The 21,592-nt window shown below is 48.9% G+C and carries 19 protein-coding genes; 15 read left to right on the top strand and 4 right to left on the bottom strand.

Going from position 1 to position 21,592, the window contains the following annotated elements:
- Window position 1: 1 nt before the first annotated feature.
- The 8 genes from pta to N530_RS0114930 all read left to right on the top strand — a co-directional run bounded on the left by pta (window position 2) and on the right by N530_RS0114930 (window position 11,031).
- Window positions 2–997 (top strand): phosphate acetyltransferase, encoded by a 996-nt coding sequence (gene pta / locus N530_RS0114970; protein WP_026481357.1) that lies wholly within the window; start codon window positions 2–4, stop codon window positions 995–997.
- A gap of 426 nt (window positions 998–1,423) precedes the next feature.
- Window positions 1,424–2,953, top strand: a complete 1,530-nt coding sequence (locus N530_RS0114960; RefSeq protein WP_051540998.1) for a PLP-dependent aminotransferase family protein — start codon at window positions 1,424–1,426, stop codon at window positions 2,951–2,953.
- A 275-nt stretch (window positions 2,954–3,228) separates the two neighbouring features.
- Window positions 3,229–4,233, top strand: a complete 1,005-nt coding sequence (locus N530_RS0114955; protein WP_026481354.1) for an ABC transporter substrate-binding protein — start codon at window positions 3,229–3,231, stop codon at window positions 4,231–4,233.
- Between the two features lie 87 nt (window positions 4,234–4,320).
- Complete coding sequence (locus N530_RS0114950; protein WP_018688263.1) at window positions 4,321–5,127, top strand: taurine ABC transporter ATP-binding protein; 807 nt, start codon at window positions 4,321–4,323, stop codon at window positions 5,125–5,127.
- Window positions 5,124–6,395, top strand: coding sequence for an ABC transporter permease (locus tag N530_RS0114945; RefSeq protein WP_211097917.1), 1,272 nt, complete (start codon window positions 5,124–5,126; stop codon window positions 6,393–6,395). Before N530_RS0114950 ends, N530_RS0114945 begins: the two co-directional genes overlap by 4 nt.
- Before the next feature lie 114 nt (window positions 6,396–6,509).
- Window positions 6,510–9,365, top strand: a complete 2,856-nt coding sequence (locus N530_RS0114940) for a molybdopterin oxidoreductase family protein (RefSeq protein ID WP_035267279.1) — start codon at window positions 6,510–6,512, stop codon at window positions 9,363–9,365.
- On the top strand, window positions 9,362–10,105 hold the full coding sequence (locus N530_RS0114935) for a 4Fe-4S dicluster domain-containing protein (protein WP_026481351.1): 744 nt from the start codon (window positions 9,362–9,364) through the stop codon (window positions 10,103–10,105). Before N530_RS0114940 ends, N530_RS0114935 begins: the two co-directional genes overlap by 4 nt.
- An 11-nt stretch (window positions 10,106–10,116) precedes the next feature.
- The gene (locus tag N530_RS0114930) at window positions 10,117–11,031 is read left to right on the top strand and encodes a DmsC/YnfH family molybdoenzyme membrane anchor subunit (protein WP_026481350.1); all 915 of its coding nucleotides are present in this window, start codon (window positions 10,117–10,119) and stop codon (window positions 11,029–11,031) included.
- A 64-nt stretch (window positions 11,032–11,095) separates the two neighbouring features.
- Here N530_RS0114930 and N530_RS0114925 read toward each other — a convergent pair whose 3' ends face one another.
- Together N530_RS0114925 and N530_RS0114920 are read right to left on the bottom strand one after the other, a co-directional pair.
- Window positions 11,096–11,959: a DUF1989 domain-containing protein gene (locus N530_RS0114925; protein WP_026481349.1), complete on the bottom strand. Its 864-nt coding sequence runs from the start codon at window positions 11,957–11,959 to the stop codon at window positions 11,096–11,098.
- The gene (locus N530_RS0114920; RefSeq protein ID WP_026481348.1) at window positions 11,956–13,176 is read right to left on the bottom strand and encodes a urate hydroxylase PuuD; all 1,221 of its coding nucleotides are present in this window, start codon (window positions 13,174–13,176) and stop codon (window positions 11,956–11,958) included. Before N530_RS0114920 ends, N530_RS0114925 begins: the two co-directional genes overlap by 4 nt.
- A 107-nt stretch (window positions 13,177–13,283) precedes the next feature.
- Here N530_RS0114920 and N530_RS0114915 point away from each other — a divergent pair, with 107 nt between their 5' ends.
- Window positions 13,284–14,195 carry a LysR family transcriptional regulator gene (locus N530_RS0114915; RefSeq protein WP_026481347.1) on the top strand — a complete coding sequence of 304 codons (912 nt, stop codon included), beginning with the start codon at window positions 13,284–13,286 and terminating at the stop codon, window positions 14,193–14,195.
- 1 nt (window position 14,196) lies between these two features.
- Here N530_RS0114915 and uraH read toward each other — a convergent pair whose 3' ends face one another.
- Entirely contained in the window at window positions 14,197–14,562 is a 366-nt protein-coding gene (uraH, locus tag N530_RS0114910) for a hydroxyisourate hydrolase (protein ID WP_026481346.1), read from the bottom strand.
- A 146-nt stretch (window positions 14,563–14,708) separates the two neighbouring features.
- Here uraH and puuE point away from each other — a divergent pair, with 146 nt between their 5' ends.
- The 5 genes from puuE to N530_RS0114885 all read left to right on the top strand — a co-directional run bounded on the left by puuE (window position 14,709) and on the right by N530_RS0114885 (window position 20,586).
- Window positions 14,709–16,127: an allantoinase PuuE gene (puuE, locus tag N530_RS0114905; protein ID WP_026481345.1), complete on the top strand. Its 1,419-nt coding sequence runs from the start codon at window positions 14,709–14,711 to the stop codon at window positions 16,125–16,127.
- Window positions 16,124–16,942, top strand: coding sequence for a bifunctional allantoicase/(S)-ureidoglycine aminohydrolase (locus N530_RS0114900; RefSeq protein WP_018688273.1), 819 nt, complete (start codon window positions 16,124–16,126; stop codon window positions 16,940–16,942). Before puuE ends, N530_RS0114900 begins: the two co-directional genes overlap by 4 nt.
- Window positions 16,942–17,454, top strand: coding sequence for an ureidoglycolate lyase (locus tag N530_RS0114895; RefSeq protein ID WP_026481344.1), 513 nt, complete (start codon window positions 16,942–16,944; stop codon window positions 17,452–17,454). Before N530_RS0114900 ends, N530_RS0114895 begins: the two co-directional genes overlap by 1 nt.
- Before the next feature lie 20 nt (window positions 17,455–17,474).
- Entirely contained in the window at window positions 17,475–18,893 is a 1,419-nt protein-coding gene (locus tag N530_RS0114890; protein WP_026481343.1) for a uracil-xanthine permease family protein, read from the top strand.
- A gap of 202 nt (window positions 18,894–19,095) precedes the next feature.
- Window positions 19,096–20,586 (top strand): CoA-acylating methylmalonate-semialdehyde dehydrogenase, encoded by a 1,491-nt coding sequence (locus tag N530_RS0114885; protein ID WP_026481342.1) that lies wholly within the window; start codon window positions 19,096–19,098, stop codon window positions 20,584–20,586.
- Window positions 20,587–20,661: 75 nt separating this feature from the next.
- Here N530_RS0114885 and N530_RS0114880 read toward each other — a convergent pair whose 3' ends face one another.
- A complete protein-coding gene (locus N530_RS0114880; RefSeq protein ID WP_035267278.1) occupies window positions 20,662–21,051 on the bottom strand; it encodes a cytochrome c family protein in 390 nt (129 codons plus the stop codon).
- A 130-nt stretch (window positions 21,052–21,181) separates the two neighbouring features.
- On the opposite strand from N530_RS0114880, the gene N530_RS0114875 reads away from it, so the two are divergent.
- Window positions 21,182–21,589: an ACT domain-containing protein gene (locus tag N530_RS0114875; protein ID WP_026481340.1), complete on the top strand. Its 408-nt coding sequence runs from the start codon at window positions 21,182–21,184 to the stop codon at window positions 21,587–21,589.
- The last annotated feature ends 3 nt before the right edge of the window (window positions 21,590–21,592 follow it).

Below are 21,592 nucleotides of genomic sequence, written 5' to 3'. Positions count from 1 at the left end.
CATGCTTGATCCGCTAAAGTCCATCTATGCCACTGCAAAAAAAGTGCGCCGCCATATTGTGCTTAGCGAGGGCCATGATCCACGTATTATTGATGGCGCTGCCGAAGCCATTAAACAAAATCTTGCGGCCATTACTCTACTTGGCAACAAAGTTGAGGTTACGAACGCCATTCAATCGCGCGGATACACCCCATCAGATTTCAATCTGATTGATCCGGCGGATACACAACACCATGAAGCCTATGCCAGCGGTTATTATGAGCTTCGAAAAGAAAATGGGGTAACAAAAGAATTTGCCCATGAGAGCATGAGAAAACCGCTTAACTTTGCCGCGATGATGGTGCGCCTTGGCGATGCGGATGGCACCGTTTCTGGTGCCGTTACCACAACCGCCAACACAGTACGCGCCGCCATTCAAATCATCAAAAAATCACCCGACGCTGCGTTGGTTTCCAGCTTTTTTCTGATGGTTATGAATGAGCAATATCATACGAAAAAAGGGGTATTCGTATTTGCTGATTGCGGCCTTACGATTGAACCTGATGCTGTTCAGCTTTCAGAAATCGCTATCGCATCTGCCCGCTCATACAAATCACTCACAGGGCGCGAGCCTAAAATTGGCATGTTATCTTTTTCAACGCTAGGCAGCGCACGTCATGAAAAAGTTAGCAAGGTTCAAAAGGCCACAAAGCTAATACGCGAAAAAGAACCAGACTTAACAGTCTCAGGCGAGCTGCAATTTGATGCAGCCTTTGTGCCTTCTGTCGCGCAGATAAAAGCACCGGATGATACCGTGCAAGGCGATGCAAACATATTCGTTTTCCCCAATCTGAATGCGGGTAATATCGGCTACAAAATTGCCCAGCGCATTGGCGGCGCGCAGGCAATCGGCCCTATCCTTCAGGGCCTTAAAAAACCAGCAAATGATCTATCACGCGGCTGCTCTGCACAGGATGTGACAGACATGATTGCCATCACCGCAGCACAGGTAAAATGATTCAAAGCCAAGGCGTTAAGCCAAACACTTGAATCAGTTTATCACACCTTCACGCGTTCAGATTTCGGATCATATATCGGCCGCGGCCTCGCCTTTGCACGGCACGGTGCTCATTGGGAGCATTCGCAAACCAATTTGCACGCTCCCAACCAGCAACTTCACCAAACACGTCGCCTTGTTCTTTCAAATGCGCATGGAAAAGAGAACGACGAAACCCGCGCGCCATGGCCATCGGACGGTATGGGACATGGCCTGCATAAACATATCTTTCTCCCGAAATTCATGTCAGCCATTCGCAGCAGCTAGAGGCATCGCATTTATCAATAAATGGGACAAATAGTTTCATTAAATCCATAAATGGGGCCAACTTCTATTGATAACTGGGCCAGATTTACGCATAGTAATGAAGCTAGAAAGGTGCCGAAAATGAGATACAGCCTATTTCATGTTGAACGCCAAGACTCGATGTCTTTGCAATCTCAGATACGTGAGATGCTTGTGTCGGCAATGATCGCAGGGCAATTGCCCGCAAATTCACCTGTGCCTTCAACACGGGCCATGGCAAAGCGTCTTAAAGTATCGCGCAACACTGTTATGCTCGCCTATCAAGCGCTTGCAGCAGACGGATTTCTCGTCGCTCGGGAGCGTTCTGGCTTTTATGTAGCACCCGATGTTCAGGCCGCCCCCAAGCACAAAACACAAAACGTAGCACAGCAATCTTCACAAGCGCTCACCCCCGTCAACTGGAACGATAAGTTACGTCTGCGTCCTGCCGCTCAACTCAATATTTCAAAGCCCGAAAACTGGCACGACTACAAATATCCATTCATCTATGGGCAGGTAGATCCAAAGCTTTTCCCGATCAGTGCATGGCGCGATTGTATGCGCCAAACAATGAGCCTCAAATGGCTCGATGCATGGACAGATGATCGGTTCAGCGCAGATGACCCGATGCTTGTTGAACAAATTCAACAGCGCGTTTTAACGCGGCGCGGCGTGATGGCACGTTCAGACGAAATATTAATAACCATGGGCGCGCAGAATGCCCTCTTCCTTCTTGCCCATCTTTTTGTGCGTGAGGACACGCCCGTTGCCGTTGAAGACCCCGGCTATCCTGATATTCGCAACATGTTTGAACTTCGCACAAATGATGTGCGCCGTATTCCCGTCGATGATGAAGGGATTTGCGTCGATCATTTGGGCGATGCAAAGGTTGTTTTTGTCACCCCAAGCCATCAGTTTCCGACAAATGTAACCATGAGCATGAGGCGGCGACGTGAGCTGTTGGCATGGGCCAATGAAAACGATGCACTCATCATCGAAGATGACTATGAGTATGAAACCAATTATCGCGGCGAACCGACACCGGCGCTAAAAAGTCTCGACACCAGCGGGCGCGTTTTGCATGTAGGCAGCCTGTCTAAATCAATGATGCCGGGGCTTCGCATGGGCTTTGTCGTTGCTTCTGCAGATGTGATTGCTGAGGTTAGAGCATTGCGGCGCTTAATGCTGCGCCACCCGCCCGGCAACAACCAGCGCGTTGTTGCACTGTTTCTGTCACTTGGTGGCCATGACGCACTCATAAACCGCTTGCACCGTACTTATTTAAAACGCTGGGAAATTATGAATCTTGCACTAGCCGATTATTTCCCCGGTTGGTCACATATGCCAGCTTTCGGCGGAACCTCCTTCTGGGTTCAAGGCCCACGTGGATTTGACGCAACAGAGCTTGCGGTCGAAGCGATTAAAGATAGCATTCTAATAGAGCCCGGCGAGATATTTTTCGCCGATAGCAAGAGCCATAAAAATTATTTTCGCCTCGGTTTCTCCTCCATCCCAGATGAGCGAATCGAAGAAGGTATAAAGCTCTTGGCAAAACAGGCAACAAAAGTGCTCGGGACAACACCGATTGAAGCAACACAAAGTGCGACCATCACTACTTTTGCTGCTGAATAAACAGGCACAAACACTAAGTTTTGTGCATGAAATTGTACGAGTAATCAGAGGCGCGAAATTTCATGCTGCATTCTGCTTACTGGACTCATGCAGCTATAATTTTTGGCGCTAGGTCCGCACTCGAAACCAGAGTGTGCTGATTAAAGTCTCTGGCCCAAATCGGCCAAGAAATGGGATGAGCGGTAAATCTCGGCATTTACCGCGTCACAACAATTGTCGTTTGTTTCACAAAGCGACATTCAGCACGGGAAAACCGGCAATTTGGAGGACTTTAAATGACGTTAAGAAAACTCATCACCAGCCTAGCAGCGGGCACAGCTGCAATCGCTGCAGCAACAGGTGCACACGCCGCCAGCGATTCAGAAATTACAGTTGCCTATTTCGAGCAATGGCCGATGCCATTTCTTGCAGCCAAAGCCGCAGGAAAATATGACGAAGTACTCGGCATGAAAGTCAATTTTCGTGCGTTTGAAACGGGCACAGCAATGTCAGCAGCAATGGCCTCTGGCGATGTACAGTTTTCCATCAGCCAAGGTGTTCCACCCTTTGTCGTCGCAGCATCTGGCGGTCAGGACATTCAGGTTCTCGATGTAGCCGTTAGCTATTCAGATAACGATAATTGCGTCGTGTCTTCGGCGCTTGAAATTGACAAAGATTCCGCTTCCGAACTTGCAGGCAAAAAAGTTGCTGTACCTTTAGGCACCGCCGCACATTACGGTTTCCTACGCCAAATGGACCACTTCGGTGTCGAGCTTTCATCACTTGAAATTGTAGACATGTCACCACCTGATGGAGCCGTTGCCCTTAGCCAAGGCGATGTTGATTTGGCATGCGGTTATGGCGGCGGCCTGACAAGTATGAAGGAACACGGCAATGTGCTTCTCACAGGCGCAGAAAAAGAAGAGCTGGGCATCCTTGTCTTTGACGTGACAACAGCGCCAGCAGCATATGTTGCTGAAAATGGCGATATTGTTGCAAAATTCCTATCGGTAACAGCTGCAGCAAATGCGCAGTGGAATGCAAATCAAAGCGATGAAATGCTGCAAGTAATCGCTGAGCAATCCGGCATGGATTTAGACGCGACCAAAGCTTCCATTTCAACAATGAAGTTTCTAAGCCTTGAAGAACAGACTTCTGAAAAATGGCTCGGTGGAAATGCCGCAACCTTCATGAAAGGTGTGGCGGATGTATTTGTCGAAGCGGGCAGCATCGACAAAGCTCTCGACAGCTATGAAGGCGCCGTGAACATTGCGCCATTGCAAGCTGCAAGCAAAATGTAAAACCCACCATTAAGGTCCGGCACACAGCCGGGCCTTTTTTATACGCAATCGGAATTTCAGTTTGCCAGAGCAAACGGAAAGAGGGAAATGTCAGAACTTTCTATTGATAATATTTCGATGCGCTTTGATTTGCCTAATGGCGGGGTGGTTCAAGCGCTCAAAAATGTTTCTATCGACCTAAAAAGCGGCGAGCTGTTAAGTATTCTTGGACCATCTGGATGTGGCAAAACCACTCTTCTTAATATTGTCGCTGGCTTTCTTGCTCCGACAGGTGGTGTGATGACACTTAATGGCCATCAGATCAAAGGACCAGATGCTGAGCGCGGCATGGTTTTCCAACAAGGCGCTTTATTTGAATGGATGAGCGTGCGCGAAAATGTTGGGTTCGGCCCCTCCATGAAAAAGATGCCCAAAGCCGAAAAGAAACAAACCGTAGATCACCTGCTGAATGTTGTTGGCTTGGGTGATTTTAAAGAAAAGGCAGTTTACGAATTGTCCGGCGGCATGCAGCAACGTGTGGCTCTTGCGCGTTGTCTTGCCAATGATCCCGATGTCATCTTGATGGATGAACCATTGGGTGCACTAGATGCTTTGACACGCGAAAAAATGCAGAGCCTTGTTCTCAAGCTCTGGAAAGAAACTGGCAAAACAATCATCCTCATCACGCATTCTGTTGAAGAGGCGCTGCTTCTTGGTGAGCGCCTTATTGTTATGGCCCCGCGCCCCGGACGTATCCACAAAGAATATAATTTGCCCTTCGCTGAACTGGGCGTGGACGCTGATTTGCGCGAAGTAAAAAAACATCCAGATTTTGGCCCTAAACGCGAAGAAATTCTCTCAATGATCTGGGACATGGAAGAAGAGATTATGGGCCGTACGGAGGAAAGCGCATGAGCGGTTTGATAGTTCTTGCAATCTATGTCGGTATTTTTGTCGCCGCTTTTTTTATCATCTCAAGGATCGCTTCACGAACAACACGTGATTACACCTCACTCAAAACCGTTACCTTTGGCGATGAGAGTGCCGTGCGCCCTAACCGCGCAGCCGGCATCATTTCCATTTTAACAATTTTCCTATTGTGGGGCATGTTCACCGGCTCGTCACTCTTGCCAAGCTTTCTTCACGCCCCGGGTCCATTTGTCGGCGAAACGTCTTTTGACTATACAGCAGAAGCAAACGGTCAGAGCGATACAGCAACCGTAACCGTTATTGTTCACCCGCGCGCAGAAAACCCAAGTTTTAACGAACCTGCAGGCGGTGACGGCTTTGCGAAAAATGATATTATTTCGGTTGCACAATGGCGCAGCAAACTGGTGCCGTGGGATAAAAATGATGACATCAGCAAATCTGATGGCTCACAGATTACGGCCATCGACGGCCAAAGTGTAAATCCGGGCGATACAGTCAATGTAACTGGCGGTTCGGTGACTATATCCGACAAAGGAACGCCTAATTTCAAACCCTATAACGGTTGGCAAATGGAGCCGCTTTATCTGCCAGCACCAGAGACCGTGGTGGACAGAACCATCAAGCTGGCAAACGAAGGTTTTCGTGGCACATCTTTATACGGCCATTTAGGTTGGTCGCTATTCCGTGTGGTTGCAGGCTTTTTGCTCGGCGCAATTGTTGGCATTCCACTCGGCTATGCAATGGGCCTTTCAAACTGGTTCCGTGGCTGGTTTGATCCAATTGTGGAATTCATGCGGCCAGTTCCACCGCTCGCACTAATCCCGCTCGTAATCATCTGGGCTGGCATTGGCGAGGTTGGCAAAATCATATTGCTCTTTTTGGCAGCGCTTTGGATTATGGCGATTGCAGCACGCGCAGGTGTTTCTGGCGTGAACATTTCAAAAGTCCATGCCGCTTATTCATTGGGCGCATCAAAATGGCAAATCATGCGCTATGTGATTATTCCAAACTCGTTACCGGAAATTTTTACCGGCGCGCGCGTTGCTATGGGCGTTTGTTGGGGAACCGTTGTTGCTGCCGAATTGGTTGCTGCAGAGAAAGGTGCAGGCATGATGATCATGGTCGCATCTAAATTTCAAAACACCGACATTGTTTTACTCGGCATTATCTTAATTGGTATAATCGGCTTTGGTATCGATATGCTTATGCGTATGGCCGAAAAATATCTTGTGCCTTGGAAAGGTCGGGGTTGATAAATCAATAATTGTGAGACCTTCTGTCTCAAGAACACAAAAAACTGGCACTATCATGCCTCACATGCCCGCCCTAAGAAGAAGGTGGGCATTTTCATCGGGAGGAACCTGTCTTTGACTACGGACAGCCAACGCGTCAATACATCTCCGCATGTCTCTGACGAGATACGCAAAACGACCTGCTATATGTGTGCATGTCGCTGCGGCATTAACGTCCACTTGCGAAACGATGCAGACGGCAAACCAAAGATACGCTACATCGAAGGCAATCGCGACCACCCGATCAATAAGGGTGTGCTTTGCGCGAAGGGCTCTGCGGGTATTATGCAGCACTATTCCCCTGCCCGCCTGAAAGCACCGATGAAACGGGTTGGCGAACGCGGCGAAGGAAAATTCGAAGAAATTTCTTGGGATGAAGCACTGGAGCTGGCAACAAGTTGGCTAAAGCCTATCCGTGAAAAAGCCCCGAAAAAGCTGGCGTTCTTTACCGGACGCGATCAAAGCCAATCACTCACCGGCTGGTGGGCGCAAAATTTTGGCACACCTAATTTTGCAGCCCATGGCGGCTTTTGTTCGGTAAACATGGCCGCGGGCGGTATCTATACATTTGGCGGTGCATTTTGGGAATTTGGCGCACCGGACTGGGGAAAAACTGAGCTCTTTATGATTTTTGGTGTTGCCGAAGATCATGATTCCAACCCGATTAAACTTGGCCTTTCGAAGCTAAAATCACGCGGCAAAAAAATCATCGGCGTAAACCCCGTTCGCACTGGTTACAATGCCATTGCAGATGAATGGGTCGGCATAACACCTGGAACCGACGGCCTTTTCGTCTTGTCGATTGTGCATGAATTGCTCAAAGCGGGCCGGATCGATGTGGATTATCTCATCCGCTACACCAATGCGCCATGGCTGCTGATTGACGATCCAGATGCAAAAGATCACGGCCTGTTTTTACGCGATAAAGACGGCAATGCCCAAGTCATTGATCGCAAAACAGGCAAAACGGTCGCCTATAATGCGAAAGGCGTAAAACCTGACCTTCAAGGTGAGGTGAACCTCAAAAACGGACGCAAGGCTGTCCCGTCTTTCACACTTCTTGCCAAGAAATATCTTGATGACCGCTATACGCCTGAAAATGTTGCCGAAGAGACAGGTGTTCCGGCATCACAAACACGGCGCATTGCAGCCGAAATTGCCCATGCCGCCTTTGAAAAAGAAGTCATCATCGACCAGCCTTGGACAGACATGAAAGGCGAAAGACATGAAAAAATGATCGGCCGTCCGGTTGCTTTTCATGCCATGCGCGGCATTTCTGCACACTCCAATGGCTTTCAAACATGCCGCTCAATACATCTGCTGCAAATCTTGATTGGTTCAATCGACAGCCCTGGCGGATTTCGCTTTAAACCGCCTTATCCACGTCCAGTTTCAGCGCAGCCAGCCCCGCATGGCGGCAATATTCCAAACACTCCGCTTAAAGGCCCGCAGCTTGGCTTTATGCGCGGACCAGAAGGTCTTTTGTTGGAAGAAGACGGCGTAACACCGCAGCGCATCGACAAAGCCTTTTCATGGGATGCACCAATGTCATCCCACGGCCTGATGCATATGGTAATCGCCAATGCCCATGCCCGCGATCCATACGGCATTGATCTTCTGTTTATGTATATGGCCAACATGTCATGGAACTCTTCCATGAACTCATCTGGTGTCATGAAGATGCTGACTGACAAGGATGAGAACGGCGAATACATCATCCCAAAACTAATTTACTCAGATGCTTACTCATCGGAAATGGTCGCCTTTGCCGACCTCATTTTGCCTGACACAACCTATCTTGAACGTCATGATGCGATCTCGGCGCTTGACCGTCCGATCTCAGAACCCGAAGCGCTCTGTGATGCTATCCGCTGGCCGGTTATCGAGCCGGACCGCGATGTGCGCGGTTTCCAGTCTGTACTGCTTGATCTTGGTGCACGCCTCGGCTTGCCAGCCATGACGAATGAAGACGGTACGCCAAAATTCAAAGACTACGCGGACTATATTCAAAACCATGAACGAAAGCCCGGCGTCGGCCCTCTTCTTGGGTGGCGCGGCAAGGATGGTTCTAAAACCGGACGCGGGGAGCCGAACCCGAACCAGATTGATGCTTATATCAAAAATGGTGGCTTTTCAGAAGCGCATGTCCCTGCCGAAGCACTCTATTTCAAACATGCCAATGCCGCTTGGCAAAATTGGGCCATAGAAATGGGCTTGCAGGATGCGCCTGTCGAAAATGTGTTCCAACTTTATCTCGAACCAATGCGCAAGTTTCAATTATGTGCAGAAGGCAAGGCCGAACCACAACCGCCCGAAACGCACCGCGAGCGGATTCTAAACTGTTTTGACCCGCTGCCTTCATGGTATCCGCCGTTCGAGGGCGCAAGCATTGATTTAAACGATTTTCCCTATCATGCACTCACACAGCGCCCAGCCGCTATGTATCATTCATGGGGCTCGCAAAATGCTTGGCTTCGCCAAATACATGGGCACAACCCGATGTTTATTCCGGGCGAAATTTGCGATGAAGTTGGTCTCAAGGACGATGATTGGGCCTATATCATTTCGCACCATGGCAAGATCAAAGTACCCGTGAAGCGCATGAATGCAGTGAACGGAAAAACCCTGTGGACGTGGAACGCGATTGGCAAACGTAAAGGCGCTTGGGCGCTATCTGCCAAAGCACCAGAAACTGAAAAAGGGTTCCTTTTGAACCACATCATCAATGAGCTTTTGCCGCCAAAAGGTGACGGTCATCGCTGGTCAAACTCCGACCCAATTACAGGGCAAGCAGCGTGGTTTGATTTGCGGGTGCGCGTGGAAAAAGCACCCGCAGAAGACGAAGTCAGTCAGCCGCAAGTTGACGCACAAAACAATCCGGTTGGTACGCCCGACCAGACCGTGGAATATGGTAAGGAGTGGACGAAATGACACTGCTCCCCGCACAAACGACTAAAAAACTTGGCCTTGTGATCGACTTAGATGTTTGCGTTGGCTGCCATGCCTGCGTGGTCAATTGCAAAGAGTGGAACACGGGCGGCTATGGCGCGCCTTTAGGTGATGTTGATGCTTATGGCGACAATCCAAGCGGTGCTTGGCTCAACCGTATTCACACCTTTGAAGTCACGCCCGATGATGCGCCTGCGCAAATCGTTCATTTTCCAAAATCCTGCCTGCACTGCGAAGATGCGCCTTGCGTAACCGTATGCCCGACCGGCGCATCTTATAAACGCAGTGAAGACGGCATTGTGCTAGTCGATGAAAGCATGTGCATTGGTTGCAGCCTTTGCGCTTGGGCATGTCCTTATGGCGCACGCGAAATGGACCCTGTCGAAAATGTTATGAAAAAATGCACGCTCTGCGTCGACAGAATTTACAATGACAATATCCCAGAAATCGACCGCACACCTGCTTGTGTTCGCACCTGCCCTGCCAATGCGCGCCATTTTGGTGATTTCGCCGACCCAAATTCCAACGTCTCAACAATGACACGAGAACGAGGCGGTTATGATCTAATGCCAGAAATGGGCACCAAACCGGTCAATCAATATTTGCCGCCGCGAAAGAAGTCTCGCCCAGAAGAGACAACTGAAATCGCACCCGCATTCGTGCCAAAAGCAGGCGAAGGTTTGCTTGGCTGGCTTGACCGTGCACTTGAAAAGCTCGGCTAAGGAGAAAACCAATGCATCCGGCAATATCTGTTATTTTCTTTACCGTCACATCCGGTGCAGGCTTTGGCCTGATGACCATGATTGGCCTTGGTTTTCCAATGCACAATGGTCTTGTTGCGGCGTTTTTATCTTGCCTGTTCGGCGGCGGGTTAGCCGTTGCTGGCTTACTGTCCTCGACATTTCACTTAGGACATCCAGAACGAGCATGGCGTGCTCTTTCACAATGGCGCTCATCGTGGTTATCACGCGAAGGTGTCATCGCAATTATTACCTTATTGCTATTTGCGGTTTACGCCTTGATTTGGATGTTTACGGGCCAGCGCATCGCGCCTTTAGGCTGGGCTGTCGCGGCAGGCTCCCTACTCACTGTTTATGCAACATCGATGATCTACGCGCAGCTTAAAACGGTGCCAAATTGGCATTCTAAACTCACACCGTTTTGCTATCTCGCCTTTTCCATTGCGTCCGGCCTTTTACTGGCTGGCATGATCGGTAAGGCAACCTCTATTCTTGGGCTGCCAACACCGACAATCATCGTGATCGCCCTCGGCATTGCATGGATTATCAAATCCGTCTGGTGGCGCCGTGCAGACACAATCGGATTTTCGCAGACAGGTTCAAACACAGGAACGGCGACCGGCCTTGGGCATCTCGGCAAGGTTCGCCTGCTCGAAAAACCACATTCTGGCGAGAACTATCTTACCCGTGAAATGGTGCACCAAATTGGGCGCAAACATGCGCTTAAACTGCGCGCTATCGCTTATATTTTGGGCGGTATAGTGCCAGTCATCATGTGCACATTTGCGCTATTTACAGCGCCAGTGTTCTTTTTGCTCATCGCTGCCATCAGCATGATAATTGGCCTATTTGCTGAACGTTGGTTGTTTTTTGCAGAAGCAAAACACGCCGTTAGCTTATATTATTAAAGCATTTCCGTGACATACGGCCCTGCGAAATGCTCGAAAACCTAAACGCCCAGCCTTTGGGCGTTTATTTTAAACCATGCGTTCGGCTATAGGCAGATATATCAGGCGCAGTCCAATTGCCTAAACTGCCTTCAGCAGGCTTATAAATCTCCACTTTTAGCGGCGCACATATTGCTTCTTCGCTGGAATGTTTAGAGCCGCAATCACCGCCCGGACACGCCGACAACGCGCCTTTTAAATCAATTTGCGCGAACATTTCCAAATAGTCGCCTGTTCGTACAGGGCTGGCTTTCATAAAATATTGCTTCGTATCGCGCGTAAAACCGGTGCACATAAAGACATTCAAAACGTCATGAACATAAGGCTCGGCTTCATCAAGCGACATGCCTGTATCAGCAGCCAACGCGCGTGTAAGATTTGAATGACAGCAGTAATGATAGTCATCGTGCGAAAGCAGTCTGTTCGTGTAAGGATCGCAGCGCGTGCCGATAACATCGTGTACACCGCCGCCAAATTCATCCCACCCATACCAGTCGAGCGTATCCCACGTGACGGTGGCGAGCGGACGAAAATATGGAAGATTACTCCATAGATGATCGCCGGTAGAAACATGCGTTCCATGGAGCGCACGGGTTTTGCCTGAGAAGAACCTTTCATTCAGGTTCTGCGCGTTCCAAAGATTTAAATCACCGACTTGTGGTCCTTCTGGACAGACTATGCGGAAAAAATGGCCCGCAGGCACATCAAAAACTTTTGCATCGCGCGGCGGAATAATCAATTCATCGATAAGCTGCATGCTCTCACGCGCAGGTGCAAACACACTTGCGTCATAGGCTGGCAAACTATCAACCGGATAGCAGATTACTGGCTTTACGGCTTTGCGCGTCGCAGCATCTGAGGGCGCAGAATTTTGCGGCGTATATTTCATCGGTTTTCACGATACCAAGCAACCAATTGCGCGCGCTCTTCATCCGTAATCTGCGAAACATTTGCAGGCGGCATAGCGTGCGTTACACCAGATTGAATAAAGATTGCCTCAGCATGTTGCGCGATTTGCTGGTGCGTTTCCAACCGCACCCCTTTGGGTGGCCACGCAATCCCCTCCCAACTTGGATCATCAGCGTGACACATAGCGCAGCGCCCTTGCACAATCGTCGCGACATTTTCAAAACCATCAGATTGAATAAGCGACTGCTGCACTGGTGTGATCGTTTCTGCTGAGCTTGTTTTTTCATTCATGTAAAGCGGAGCAGTCGAGAGCCAAGCCACAATCAAGAACAAGATTAACGTCGCAAGCCAAGTCCAGGTTGGGTTGCCGTTGCGTGCGTGCTTTGAGTTAAAATAATGGCGAATAGTCACGCCCATCAAAAACACCAAGCTTGCAATGATCCAATTATATTCGGTCGCAAAGGCAAGCGGATAATGGTTTGACAACATGAAGAATATAACTGGCAGGGTCAGATAGTTGTTATGCGTCGAGCGTAACTTGGCGATCTTTCCATATTTTGCGTCAGGTGTTCGGCCCTCTTTTAAATCTGCCACAACAATGCGCTGGTTCGGCATGATGATAAAGAACACATTCGCGCTCATAATCGTCGCGGTAAACGCACCCAAATGCAGCAGTGCCGCACGGCCAGAAAACACCTGCGTATAGCCATAAGCCATGCATACGAGCAGCGCATAAAGCAGCAACATAAGCACCGTTGGGCTTTCGCCAAGCTTTGATTTGCACAAGAAATCATAGGCAATCCAGCCAAAGGCAATCGACGCCATTGAGATTGCTACCGCTGATAGTGTGGAAATATCTGCGACATTCGGATCAACCAAATAAAGATCAGCACCAAGATAATAGACTAAGCAGAGCAGGAAGAAACCTGACAGCCATGTCATATAGCTTTCCCATTTAAACCACGTCAGGTGCTCCGGCATAGCTTCAGGTGCAATCAAATATTTTTGAATGTGATAAAAACCACCGCCATGCACCTGCCATTCCTCACCATCGGCGGGGCCAGCTATATTGCGGTTCAGACCAAGGTCCAATGCAATGAAATAAAACGACGAACCAATCCAAGCCATGGCTGTAATGACATGCGTCCAGCGCACTGCAAATTCCAGCCATTCCATAGCAACAGTTAGATCATACATTCGAATCCCCTCCACAACGGCCTAAGCTTAGCGTCATTAATTATCTTGCAAAAGCATTGGTATAAGCAAACACTTTCAAACAAAGCAAAACAATCATACAAGACAATATGAGTTACGTTGAAAATATACGCATGTTTGTGCGCGTTTTTGAATTGGGGTCAATGTCGGCCGCAGCACGCGATCAGCGTGTATCGCCGGCCGTTTCCTCCAGCCGCATTGCCGAATTGGAGCGCCATTTAAATGTGCGGCTTTTCAACAGGACAACGCGCCGACTGCAACCAACAGAACACGGCAAAGTATTTTACGACGGCGCAACGCAAATTTTAGAAACAATAGAACGCTCGGAAGCTGCGATTGCAGAAATCTCCAATAATCCGCGCGGTTCAATTTTTGTTGGTGCACCGCTTGGCGTTGGGCGCAGGTTCATTGCGCCGCACGTTCCTTATTTCAAAGAAAAATACCCTCTCATTGATGTGCGCCTTCGTTTGTCAGACCGCTTCATTGATATTACAGCCGAGGGCATTGATGTCGCATTTTCCATGCACAAATTGCCAGATTCCAATCTAAAACGCCGTATTATCGCCGATTGCGAACGCGTTTTGTGTGGTTCGCCCGATTATTTGGCAATAATGGGTACACCGAAAAACGGAACTGAGCTCATTAAAAACAAACATCATTGTCTGCTCTTGCGCTTTCCTGGAACAGCAGAATTCCGCTGGACGCTCAAAACCGACAATTCATTTAAAGAATATGATGTGAAAGGCCCGTTTGAATCCGACGATGGTGATGTGTTGACCCAATGGGCGCTTGATGGGCGCGGCATTGTCAACAAACCGCGCTTTGAAGTTATTGAGCACTTAAAAAGCGGCGCTCTGGTTGAAGTGTGCACCGATACGCCGCCAACGCCAGTGCAGCTTAGCTGCCTTTATCCGCATCGCCGTTATCAAGATCCCAAAATTCGGCTGTTCATCGATTACATGTCAGAAAAATGCAGCCAAGAGCTTAAAAAACGTAGCTAACTTAGCTGCCCCGATAGGTCGAAAAACTGTAGGGTGAGATCAGCAAAGGCACATGGTAGTGCGATGTTTCATCATCGACACCAAACCGGATCGGCACTTCATCCAAAAACAGATTTTCTGCGTCCCTGTCTACCAAACCATGCGCACGAAGATAATCACCGGCTTTAAAAACCAGCTCATATTGCCCCGTTTGGAATTTGTCTTTCGGCAAAATTGGCGAATCGGTACGACCATCATCATTTGTCACCATCGACACCAATTTCGTGCGGCTATCTTCCGACACACGATAAAGCGTGATCTCAATTCCGGCCGCAGGCAGCCCCCGCGCTGTATCAAGAACATGTGTCGTCAAAAAACCGTCAGCCATAAAACTCTCCACTTGGTCGATGCCCATATAGTGTTCTACTCAATAAATGAAAAACGCAATGCAGCACAAATACGAATAGTCTTTATGGATTTATTTGATAATCCTATTGATTGTTTTGCGATACAAAAAAGTATGGAGGCACAAGAATGAACCGTTATCCACGCGACATGGGCGGATATGGCGCAAACCCACCGGACCCCAAATGGCCCGGCGGCGCTAAAATCGCTGTCCAATTCGTAATTAATTACGAAGAAGGCGGCGAAAATAACGTTCTTCATGGCGATAAAGCCTCAGAAGCATTCCTTTCCGAAATCGTTGGCGCATCAGCTTGGGAAGGCCAACGCCACTGGAACATGGAATCGATCTATGAATATGGCGCGCGTGCAGGCTTTTGGCGTTTGCATCGGCTTTTCACAGAAATGGATATTCCCGTCACCGTTTACGGCGTGGCAACAGCTCTTGCGCGCGCCCCTGAACAGGTTGCAGCAATGCAATCTGCTGGATGGGAAATCGCTTCCCACGGCCTCAAATGGATCGAGTACAAAGATTACACAATGGACGATGAGCGTGCAGATATGCACAAGGCCATCGCATTGCATGAGGATGTTACAGGAACACGGCCAACAGGCTGGTATACGGGCCGTTGTTCGGTCAACACCGTGGACATCGTTGCGGAAGAAGGTGGCTTTGCTTATGTTTCAGACAGCTATGCTGACGACCTACCTTATTGGTATGAACATGATAGCGGCCACCAACTGATTATTCCTTACACGCTTGATGCCAATGATATGCGCTTTGCAACACCGCAGGGTTTTAATTCAGGCGATCAGTTCTTTAGCTATTTGAAAGACAGCTTTGACGCCCTTTATGCCGAAGGCAAAGCAGGTCAGGCGAAAATGATGTCCATTGGCATACATTGCCGCTTGCTCGGACGTCCAGGCCGCATCCAAGCTCTGCGCCGCTTTATGGAATATGCTAAAAGTCATGCAGATGTTTGGTTTGCTAAACGTAACGAAATCGCCGACCACTGGCACAATAATCATGCGCCTGAACATCACATGTCACGCCCAACACATATGTCCCGGCAAGAGTTCATAGATCATTATGGATCAATTTTTGAACACTCGCCTTGGATAGCAGAACGCGCCTTCGATGATGAACTTAGTCCTGCACATAATACAGCAATTGGACTACACAGCGCACTCACACGCAAATTCAGATCAGCAAGTGAAAACGAACGCTTGGACGTTTTAAAAGCGCACCCTGATCTTGCTGGAAAACTTGCCGCAGCAAAACGCCTAACGGCAGAGTCGAGCGCAGAACAAGCAAGCGCTGGGCTGGATGCTTTGACGCAAGAAGAGCACGCAACTTTCACACGCCTCAATGACAAATATACAGAGAAGTTTGGCTTCCCTTTCATCATTGCGGTCAAAGGCCTCGACAAGAATCAAATTCTCAGCAGCTTCAAACAACGTGTTGAAAATAAACGCGATCGGGAATTCGAGACTGCCTGCAAACAAGTCGAACGTATCGCGCTTCTACGCTTGAAGGATATTTTACCATGAGCTTTGCAACTCCGATTGCAGGACTTCCTGCGCAGTCAGAATTGATGACCGGCCGCGCAATCTTCACCGAAGCTTACGCGGTTATTCCCAAAGGCGTTATGCGCGATATTGTGACAAGCGCCCTGCCGCATTTCACTGGCACACGCGCATGGATTATCGCGCGCCCAATGAGCGGATTTGCGGAAACATTTGCACAATATATCGTGGAAATTGAACCCAATGGCGGCAGTGATAAACCGGAACCAGACGTTAGTGCACAAGCCGTTTTGTTTGTTGTTAAAGGCAAATTGCAAGTAAGCATTGAGGGCGATGTTCACGATCTTGATGAAGGCGGCTATGCCTATATTCCAGCGCATACAAAATGGACATTAAGGAACGCGTCAGGCAGCCAAACGACATTCCATTGGGTCCGCAAAGCCTATGAGCCCGTCGAAGGCATTGAAGCCCCAGAAGCGTTCATTACCAATGAAAAAAACGTCGAACCTTCCGTCATGCCAGACACCAATGGTGCATGGTCAACAACCCGTTTCGTTGAACCCGATGATTTGCGCCATGACATGCATGTTAACATTGTCAACTTTGAACCGGGCGGCTTAATCCCGTTTGAAGAAACCCATATCATGGAGCACGGCCTTTATGTGCTTGAGGGCAAAGCGGTTTATAAACTCAATCGCGACTGGGTAGAGGTTGAAGCTGGCGACTTCATGTGGCTGCGCGCTTTTTGTCCGCAGGCCTGTTATGCAGGCGGTCCGGGACGGTTCCGCTATCTGCTCTATAAAGATGTTAACCGCCACCCATCACTGAGGCTCAAATAATGAGCGAAGCGGTCCTCATACAAGACATTACACATGATGCGTTTGCACCATTTGGCGACCTTGTGGACATATCCGGTGAGCCGGACAAAATTATCAATCAAGGTCTATGTGGGCGCTATCATGATCGCGCCCGCTTTGATTTCGGTCCCAATTGTAAAGGCGGTTTGAGCCTGTTTAACGCGGAGGCGCGCTCACTGCCCTATGCGCTGGAGATGGTTGAACGACATCCCTTATGCACGCAGGCCTTCATTCCACTGCATCAAAATCCGTTTTTGGTAATCGTTGCAGAAGGTAACGACGACACGCCCGGCAAAGTACATGCATTTATCACCAAGCCCGGACAAACAATCAATTTTCACCGAAACACGTGGCATGGTGTGCTGACACCACTGTCAGCGCCCGGCCAATTCGCCGTGATCGACCGTGTTTCAGCAGGTGATAATTTACAAGAATACTGGTTCGATGAACCAAAAATAATTGCCAAGCAATTGGTAAGAGGGACTGAAATGTAAACTTATTGGGGAATAATGACATGACTGACCACTCGATTGGAACGCAGGAACAACTGCGGGATCCGAACTACACACCACCGCTTGCCAAAGCAATTCCGCTGGGTATCCAGCATGTTTTGGCCATGTTTGTTTCAAACGTTACACCAGCGATCATTGTTTGCGGTGCGGCCGGTTTTGGCTTTGGCTCCAACTCGCCAGACTTTCCGCAAATGATCTACATGATCCAGATGTCGATGTTCTTTGCAGGAATTGCAACGCTCATCCAGACAATCGGGGTTGGTCCTGTCGGCGCAAAACTGCCTATCGTTCAAGGCACATCATTTGCGTTCATTCCAATCATGATCCCACTTGTTGCTGGCAAAGGCGTTGATGCCGTTGCCGTATTGATGGGCGGCATCGTCGTCGGTGGTCTTTTCCATGCCTGTCTTGGATTGTTCATTGGCAAAATTCGTTTTGCGCTACCGCCGCTCGTAACTGGTCTTGTTGTTACAATGATCGGTTTGGCACTTGTGCAAGTTGGCATTCAATATGCAGCTGGCGGCGTGCCTGCCATCGGCACACCTGAATATGGCTCTGGCATCAACTGGTTTGTCGCAAGCGTCGTTATTCTCGTCACACTTGGTTTGAAATTCTTTACAAAAGGCATGCTGTCCATTTCAGCTGTTCTTTTGGGTCTTATTGCAGGTTATATCGTGGCATTTGCGCTCGGCATGGTGAACTTCAATAATGTGGCAAACGCCGCACCATTTGCACTGCCAAATCCGTTTCACTTCGGTATCGAATTCTCTGTAGCTGCGATCATCGGCTTCTGCCTCATGTCCTTTGTGTCAGCCGTTGAAACCGTAGGCGACGTATCAGGTATCACCAAAGGTGGCGCAGGGCGCGAAGCAACAGACAAGGAAATCCAAGGCGCAACATTTGCAGATGGCTTGGGAACAGCCGTATCAGGTCTGTTCGGCGCACTACCCAACACATCGTTTTCTCAAAATGTTGGCTTGATCGCGATGACCGGCGTTATGAGCCGACATGTTGTGACCATTGGCGCGATCTTCTTGATCCTTTGCGGTCTTGTACCCAAAATCGGTGCAATCATTGCAACAGTGCCAATTGAAGTGCTGGGCGGCGGTGTGATTGTTATGTTCGGCATGGTTGTTGCTGCTGGTATGTCTATGCTTTCAGATGTGAACTGGAATCGCCGTAATATGGTGATTTTCGCGATTGCGATCTCACTGGGTCTCGGCCTGCAATTAGAGCCAGGCGCACTGCAATACTTGCCTTCGACACTTAAAGTATTGGCAACATCAGGCATCTTGCCTGCGGCCTTTATAGCAATCGTTCTAAACCTCCTATTGCCGGAGGAATTGGCCGATGAATCAACCGAAGAAGTATCTGGCGGCATGTCAGGTAAGGGAGAAGGGTCTTTCCCGAAAAAATCCTAAACACAAACTGTCTTTCAGAAACCCGCCTTTAACAGGCGGGTTTTTATTTGCCCAAATTTTATGATTAGTTACGCCTAAAATCGGCAATCATATCATTGATGTTCAAAATTATTTTTACCGCACGGTCAAAAAATCTAGCGTTGTAAATCAAAACCGATTAGCCTGTGATCAACAAATCAAAATGCACGCGAAAAGGGACGCCATGTACACCATCCAAAATGCAATCAACGGTGAGCTAATATCTTCAAATTCATCGCGCAGCCAAAACATATTTAACCCTGCGACAGGAGAAGCGATAGGAACCCTGCCCCTCTCCAGCCGCCAAGAGTTAGATAGTGCGGTTGCAGCGGCAAAAGCTGCCGCGCCAGCATGGGGTAATTTGCCGCCGCTTAAGCGCGCAAAGTTCATGTTCAAGTTCAAGCAGCTCTTAGACGAGCACGCTGATGATATTGCGCGGGAGATTTCACGCGAACATGGCAAAACCCATGATGATGCACTGGGCGAAGTTGCGCGCGGCATCGAAGTTGTGGATTATGCTTGTGGTATGCCATCTATGTTGAAAGGCGAATTTTCACGCAATGTCGGCCCAAGCATCGACACGATTGCAGACCGCCAGCCGCTTGGTGTTGTTGCTGGCATAACACCGTTTAACTTTCCTGCCATGGTGCCATTGTGGATGTATCCGGTTGCCATCGCTTGCGGAAACACTTTCATTTTAAAGCCATCAGAACGTGACCCATCTGCGGTTATGTTTATCTATGACCTGTTCAAAAAAGCTGGCTTTCCAGACGGTGTTTTAAATGTTGTTCATGGCGACAAAGAATGTGTCGACGCGATTCTAGAGCATCCAGACATCAAGGCTGTTTCATTTGTCGGCTCAACCCCAATTGCCGAATATGTTTATTCAACGGGCACAAAGCACGGCAAACGTGTTCAAGCGCTGGGCGGTGCAAAAAACCACATGGTTATCATGCCTGATGCGGACATCAAGAAAGCCGCTGATGCGCTCATGGGCGCAGGTTACGGCTCAGCTGGTGAACGCTGCATGGCGATCTCCGTTGCCGTGCCTGTCGGTGATAAAACTGCGGACGCATTGGTTGCAGAACTAAAGCCACGCATTGAGAGCCTTAAAATCGGTCCGGCAACTGATGCCGACGCAGATATGGGCCCTGTTGTTACCAAGGATGCTCAACAACGCATCTTGGGCTACATGGACAAAGGCGTTGAAGAAGGCGCAGAACTCGTCGTCGATGGTCGCGGTTTCTCGCTGCAAGGCTATGAGGACGGCTACTTTGTCGGCGGCGCACTGTTCGATAAAGTGACAACCGATATGAGCATCTATAAGGACGAAATTTTCGGCCCTGTTTTGTCTGTTGTACGCGCGCAAAGCTATCAAGAAGCCGTGGATATGATTAATGTTCATGAATACGGCAATGGCACAGCCATTTTCACACGCGATGGTGACACGGCACGTGATTTCTGCGACCGTATTGAAGTCGGCATGGTCGGCGTGAATGTGCCGATACCTGTGCCCGTTGCCTATCATTCCTTCGGCGGCTGGAAACGTTCACTCTTTGGCGATCATGATATTTATGGCGCAGAAGGCGTGCGGTTCTATACACGGCTTAAAACGATTACCCAGCGCTGGCCTGACGGTATTAAAGACGGTGCCGTCTTCACATTCCCGAGCTAGGTTAAATCTAGTACAGTTATAAAAATAAAAAACGCGCCAAAATAACGGCGCGTTTTTTTAACAACAGTTCGTGCTTTATTCAGCGGGAAACGTCTTCAAATAAGCAATAATATTGTCGAGATCTTCTTCTTTTTTCAAACCGACAAATGCCATCCGTGTTCCTTTTACGGCTGCACGCGGATTAGCCAAATATTCTCTCAGTGTTGCTTCATCCCAAGTCTTTTCGCCTTCACCAAATGCTGTCATCGCACTTGAGTATTTATAGCCTTCAATAGAAGCAACGGCTCGGTCAACAATACCAACAAGATGAGGGCCGACTTTATTTTTAGCTTCATCAACTTTGTGACAAGCAGCACATTTTTTAAAAACCTTTGCGCCTGCATCCGCATCGCCTTCTGCGGCAAATGTTTGGCCTGCAACAAGACAAAGTGCGGCGGCTCCAATAAACTGTTTCAATCCATTCATAGCTTTGGCTCCAAAGGTTGGACACATTAATAAGTAGGATCTAAACAATGTCACTCAATTGCACATCACACAATCAGACCATTGGACGCAGCAAGAAACCAGCGATTGACAAATTTTAAGGAGTAAGTTTGTGACTGGTGAAACCAATTTAAAAACATTGATCGCCTCCATGCAGCCGGTCTTGCGTGATGGCGAATTTGTATTTGCAACCACAAGCGAGCCCATCGACTATATGGAAACTGCGCCTCTTATGCTTTTCACAGAAGAGGAAGGCACAACGCTGATCTTAAAGCGTGAAGACGCAGAAGCGCAAAAATTTAAATTTGATTTCCCCTGCCGAATGATCACTCTCAACATTCACTCATCGCTGGATGCGGTCGGTTTTTTAGCGAAAATCACACCCCGCCTCGCCGCGCTGAACATGGGTGTTAATCCTGTTTCAGCGTTTTATCATGACCATCTATTCGTACCCTCAAACCGCGCACAAGATGCAATGGTCGAGCTGGAAAAGATGGCCCTAGAGGCTTCAACTCAATGAGCG

Origin of the sequence: Ahrensia sp. 13_GOM-1096m (assembly GCF_000620605.1) — a bacterium.
GTDB classification, from domain to species: Bacteria; Pseudomonadota; Alphaproteobacteria; order Rhizobiales; family Rhizobiaceae; genus Ahrensia; species Ahrensia kielensis.
Note: the sequence above shows the minus strand (reverse complement) of the source record. Positions and strands in the feature narration are given on the sequence as shown.